The following is a 3,714-nucleotide window of genomic DNA, read 5'->3' on the forward strand; positions in this document are numbered from 1 at the left end:
GCCCAGCGCGTCGTAGTCGTACTGCAACAGGCCGGCGCTATTGGTCTCACTGAGCAGTTGGCCGAGGGCGTCTTAAGATGTGTGCTTCCATCACCAAGTTGCGTTTATCAGTTGTTTTTAAACATATTTATTTTTCGAGCAATATCCGATGGCCCTAAATACACAAACCCGCGCTCTGCATCATCAAATTCGCCAATTGGCTTCAATATAAAGCCGCTTGAATGACTAATACTGCAAATAAGATTTATATCTTCAGTGATTTTACCTACCCATCCTGGATTTAAAAAAGTAGCAATATCGCAGTTCTTGGGTAAGCCTACAATATAAGAGGCGCGCTCGCTTAATATGGCGGACAGTGTAGATGTTAGGGATGGCTCGGACAGATTTATCGCCCCAAAAAATTTAATGCCTTCCCTTCCTTCAATAAGGTACTCTTGATGATCCTTGCCATGAAAATTTCGACACCTCTTGCTTTTAAGCCGCCCCACAACCTTCTGTGACGGGTAATGCGATTATCTGGCTGCCATGAGGAAAATCCCATAAGGAGCCAAATATTTTGCTCTGAAGTCGCACTTTTAAAGCCCGTGTACAGAGTTTTAAGTATGTTTAACTGGGTTTGCCATGAACGCCCTGTCGATGTCCAGCTAATTGCAGTTAGGCTGCATTCATCTGGATTTACAGCTCTGCCAAGATGAATTACATCATTGTCCTGAAAGGCATTTTCACTGCTATTAGTTTTAATTTCAGTAATCATAGTGGTTGCCTGGCTCATCATTGAAATGAGCTCCCCTGTTTTGGGAGTTCCTATGCCGAATTCCCGGCCTTGTCGTAGTGATACTGGCGCTGCAGGTGTGGTCCGACTTCCTCGATCAGACGGCTCAGCGGGTCGTAGCTCAAGCGCAGGGTTTCGGACTGCACACCCAGGTGTTTGGCCTGCGGTAAACTCCGTTGTAGACGAGCCTACGTTTTTATTAGCGCCAAGAGCGTGTTGTTTAATTTTGGTTCATATGATTCGTTCCATGCATCCATGGAGAAGTCGCTTATTTTATATAAATCATTAGGGTCGTTGTGGCATATGACACAGCGAATAGTTCCCATGGTGAACCAAATTATAAACTCTTTTAGCTTGTCGCTAGATTTTACATCTGTGGACTTCAATGCCGCTTGTATGTCTCTTATCAATTTATCGAACAAAGGGGCGTTGAACGTCTTCTCCTCAAATAATTCAAAGCAAAATGTACCTTTGACTAGATCGTCTTTGTTTTTTAGAATTTCATTTTCTAGCTGATTCATAAATTTAAGTCCGTCGGGATGTTAACAGCTCGGGCCGATTCGGTTTGCGGCGCGAGTAGATTTTGCAGCGTTGTATTTACCGTCAAGATTGAAAACGCCTTTTGATGAGTTTGTTGATGAGAAGGTTTCTATATGATCCTTGTGCATGCCATCCATATAATAGTAGTCGCCGGGTTTAAATTTTACCTCGTCAACTTTCGTCTTTTTCGTGATCTTGATATTTGTTGACCTTGATATGTCTTTCCTGTTCTTGCCGACACTGGCTCGAGTGCTTCTCCTAATGGGGTGCCGCTAATGGGGTTATTGCTAAGGCCTAACGGATCAATCCACCCAATCGCATTCGGAGCGTATTGACAGAGGTTCAGCCCTCCCGCCAGCCCAATCGGATCCGGCTGGGTAAACCGCCCCACATCCGGATCAAAAAACCTGAAGGTGTTGTAGTGCAGCCCGGTTTCGCGGTCAAGGTACTGGCCTTGAAACCGCAGGTTCTGCTCACGCCCGGCCTGCCGATCATGCCATTCGTCCCGCGTTCCGCCCCAGGCCTGGTACTAGCTGTGCCACACCGTGTGGCCGTCAGTGTCGGTCTGTGTTTGGTATTTACCTGCGGGAGGCTGATCAGTAATGCATCAAAAAAGTCTTCATAAGGTTATAATGCTTGGATTCTCAGTACGACCCCTCTTGAAAGTTCTTAGTCTTGATAATTTATTAGTTTTTTCATGGGCTTACTAAATTCTGCGGTGACGCTCTAACTTTTTGGGGGGGAATATCTTTATGGTTATATAGTGCTGTATACGAACCTCTTGAGTTCCTTCTTCCAGCAACTTTTGTCTTGATTGAAATATAGCTTAATATTATCTTTGCTTCTCCTTACGTAAAGTATATCGGATATTTTTTCTGTTCTTTTTTCAAGGTCGTTGAAAAGGTGAAATGTATAGGTTTCTTTGTTGGATGTCCGCTCATTCAGTAGTAGCCACTCTATCCTGTCGTCTGCAGCAGAGAACATTTCATTCTCATTTATTAGTGACCAGCCTGAGATTTCGAGTGCTTCCTTCAGGTCGAATAGTTTTTCTTTGTTCATCATAAGCGCCCTAGAAAGTCTTTTGGCGGGGTAACCCCGCTGCGTTTCAGTTCCGTAATGAGATCTTTTTTGTCATGGAGATCGGCAATAGTTATGTCGAAAGTTCTGAAAATATCGACTCTTTCGCGGATGCTGAGTTTGGCTGGCGCACACCGTCTAGCTTTGAGTCAATGGGCTTGCTCAGTTCTTTCTTGTAGTTAGATGAGTTGTCTTCGAGCAACCCTTCGGGTATGGAGCTTATCACTCTCATCAAGGCTGATTTGTTCTTGCCTGGGTCCGAGTGCATTTCTTTGCTTGGTTCTTCTGAGCGATCATCTGAAAAAACCCAATATCCAAAAATAAGTTCAAGGGTAAGCTCCTCGGACGGCTACATTGCAAATAGAAGGCTTTTTCAAAAAATGTCTTAGTCTAGGTTGGCTAAAAGTTTAATGATTTCATTTTTGTTTTTTTCGTATGGCGGTTTCCAATATGTTGTATCATTCTCAATCCATTTATCATATGCATCAACGCCCAATTCTTCGGATAGACTATGGTGGAGGATTTTTCTTGTTTCGGCTAGTTTGTCAAGGACGTCTTTTTCTCTGAAAAATAATAACAACGCTAATGCGGTGGTTTCTTTGTCTTCAAATCCAGATCCTATTTTGTCAATAGTAATCACCACTTCTTCTAGATGGGTCAGAATACTTTTAAGTTCTGAAACTCCTATTCTGCATTTTTTGCTCATTTTATGGGCACCGTTTGTTGAAAGAGGTTGTTTTTTTATCTAGCACGACGTCGCCTTTTATTTTGAACTCCTCAACGCCTAAATTGTTTTTCCTAAACTCTACTCTTCCAGAGTTTATATCGAAGTCAATATGGTTTCGGGCGTGGTGCGGTCTTATTTTGAATTTTTTAGCTGCATCGGCCATGCTCAGCGGCTTCCCTTTGGCTTTGGTGGCAAATACGGAATTTTGGTCACCGGCCTTAATTACCATACTATTTTTTATTCCCTCTAATCCTTGATTGCTCGTGTAATGCCGTAAGCGAATAGTTTCGAGGCCGAGCGGATCAATCCATCCCATCGGGTTAGGCGAATATTGATAGAGGTTCAACCCTCCTGCCAATACAATTGGATCCGGCTGGGTAAACCGCCCCACATCCGGATCAAAAAACCTGAAGGTGTTGTAGTGCAGCCCGGTTTCGCGGTCAAGGTACTGGCCTTGAAACCGCAGGTTCTGCTCACGCCCGGCCTGCCGATCATGCCATTCGTCCCGCGTTCTGCCCCAGGCCTGGTACTCGCTGTGCCACACCGTATTGCCGTCAGTATCGGTGAGCTGTTCCGGCAGCCCGGCCAGGTTGGTGTG

Annotated in this window: 6 protein-coding genes and 1 pseudogene; 1 reads left to right on the forward strand and 6 read right to left on the reverse strand. The window is 44.5% G+C overall.

The genetic code is table 11. The annotated features are described in order from the left end of the window. Positions 1-225: hypothetical protein (locus tag ACE04F_RS02225; protein ID WP_486104477.1), on the forward strand; the 225-nt coding region annotated here is incomplete at its 5' end. Positions 226-385: 160 nt separating this feature from the next. Here ACE04F_RS02225 and ACE04F_RS02230 read toward each other — a convergent pair. The 6 genes and pseudogenes from ACE04F_RS02230 to ACE04F_RS02255 all read right to left on the reverse strand — a co-directional run. Beyond that, complete coding sequence (locus ACE04F_RS02230; RefSeq protein WP_486104479.1) at positions 386-754, reverse strand: hypothetical protein; 369 nt, start codon at positions 752-754, stop codon at positions 386-388. Positions 755-960: 206 nt separating this feature from the next. Then, the gene (locus tag ACE04F_RS02235; RefSeq protein WP_486104481.1) at positions 961-1,293 is read right to left on the reverse strand and encodes a hypothetical protein; all 333 of its coding nucleotides are present in this window, start codon (positions 1,291-1,293) and stop codon (positions 961-963) included. A 308-nt stretch (positions 1,294-1,601) separates the two neighbouring features. Next, positions 1,602-1,877, reverse strand: a pseudogene (locus ACE04F_RS02240) (RHS repeat-associated core domain-containing protein); the annotation flags it as partial. 191 nt (positions 1,878-2,068) lie between these two features. Then, on the reverse strand, positions 2,069-2,371 hold the full coding sequence (locus ACE04F_RS02245; protein WP_486104483.1) for a hypothetical protein: 303 nt from the start codon (positions 2,369-2,371) through the stop codon (positions 2,069-2,071). Between the two features lie 403 nt (positions 2,372-2,774). Further along, a complete protein-coding gene (locus tag ACE04F_RS02250; RefSeq protein WP_486104485.1) occupies positions 2,775-3,095 on the reverse strand; it encodes a hypothetical protein in 321 nt (106 codons plus the stop codon). 1 nt (position 3,096) lies between these two features. After that, on the reverse strand, positions 3,097-3,714 hold a 618-nt coding region (locus ACE04F_RS02255), incomplete at its 5' end, for an RHS repeat domain-containing protein (protein WP_486104486.1).

The sequence above is a fragment of the Pseudomonas sp. AGC41 genome (assembly GCF_057334555.1).

What these genes read in the sequence shown, in the direction of transcription:
- ACE04F_RS02230 (WP_486104479.1), bottom strand. Translation starts at nt 754, where the DNA reads ATGATTACTGAAATTAAAACTAATAGCAGTGAAAATGCCTTTCAGGAC.
- ACE04F_RS02235 (WP_486104481.1), bottom strand. Translation starts at nt 1,293, where the DNA reads ATGAATCAGCTAGAAAATGAAATTCTAAAAAACAAAGACGATCTAGTC.
- ACE04F_RS02245 (WP_486104483.1), bottom strand. Translation starts at nt 2,371, where the DNA reads ATGAACAAAGAAAAACTATTCGACCTGAAGGAAGCACTCGAAATCTCA.
- ACE04F_RS02250 (WP_486104485.1), bottom strand. Translation starts at nt 3,095, where the DNA reads ATGAGCAAAAAATGCAGAATAGGAGTTTCAGAACTTAAAAGTATTCTG.